Here is a 1,203-nt window from a genome sequence, read left to right on the forward strand (position 1 = left end):
TGGCCAGGCGCTCGACTGGCCCAAATACAGCGACGGCACGTATGCAGGGCAGCAGGCAAAGGCCGAGGCGGCGAAGATCGGTCTGTGGGCCGGATCGTTTCAGGCGCCGTGGGAATGGCGCGCTGGGCCTGGTGATAATGCTCGGCAGGCTATGACCCAACCGCTAGGCATCACTAGCCGTCAACAAGTAGCGCAAAGCTATTCCTGTCAGCCGCGGCGGAAATGCTCTCAAATCAGCTCGTGCGACGAGGCTCGATGGTATCTCGGCAATTGTCCGTGGGGCGGCAAGCTGGACCGCGATGGGGATGGCCTGGCGTGTGAGACGCTTTGTTAGCGAATAACAGTACGCGGGGATTTCGCGGACCGGACTATTTCTGGGGGTGAGGGGCAAGACGATGGGATTGGGTCGACGAGCCGCAGTTTCGGCTGCGGCAGTCTTGGCGCTTGCAAGCGCCTCATGCACGACCTCGCAACAAACGCTCAGTAAGAATCCGAGTGCTGTCAGCGCTTCAGCTCTTTGCAGGACATTGGCATCAACGAAAGATGCCAAATTTCAGCAGGATCTCTACGCTGAACTGACGCGCCGATCGATGACCGCTAGCCAATGCGCCGACATGACTAGGAAGCAGAACCAGGCGATAGCGGCAGGCATTGCGATCGTGGCCGTAGGTGCCGCCGTGGCTGTCTGCGCGAACAACAACTGCGGAGGGGGCGGGTACGCCAGGCCGAACTACTACCAGGGCGCGGATTGGGACGAATTCTATAACCAGTATCGCCAACTTGTTTGGGCTTGCCGCGACATCGCTACCGGCCAGTTCGTCGACTACAGCAACTGCTACGGAAAAGCCCAGACGGATTGGCGCTGGCCTGCAAAATACGCGTACTGAAACAGATCGGCCGTCACGAGCTTGGAGAGAGGGATGGACTACTACATTTATGAGAATTGGGCCCACGATCGAGGGCGCATCCATCGAGCCGATTGTGGTTTCTGCAACGGGGGTCATGGCACACAGGCAGGAGGAGGCGATAGGAATGGCCGATGGCACGGCCCATTTGACAGAGACACAGCAGTCGCAACAGCTACCCAACTCAATCGCGCTGATATGCGCGCATGCTCAATATGTGATCCGTAGGCAGTCGGCGGGCGGGCCACGTGCTTTCATTGGGGCGCCCCGCCGGGGGAGCGAATACTATCGGCCGCGG

The 1,203-nt window shown here is 59.7% G+C and carries 2 protein-coding genes; both read left to right on the forward strand.

Translation table 11 applies throughout. From position 1 onward, the window contains the following. Window positions 1-334 (forward strand): excalibur calcium-binding domain-containing protein (locus LB545_RS30730; protein WP_224706294.1); only part of this gene is annotated, 334 nt, incomplete at its 5' end. Window positions 335-437: 103 nt separating this feature from the next. Further along, window positions 438-887 (forward strand): hypothetical protein, encoded by a 450-nt coding sequence (locus LB545_RS30735; protein WP_224706295.1) that lies wholly within the window; start codon window positions 438-440, stop codon window positions 885-887. Window positions 888-1,203 lie beyond the last annotated feature (316 nt).

Source organism: Mesorhizobium sp. BR1-1-6 (genome assembly GCF_020165355.1).
In the GTDB taxonomy this organism is placed as follows: Bacteria; Pseudomonadota; Alphaproteobacteria; order Rhizobiales; family Rhizobiaceae; genus Mesorhizobium.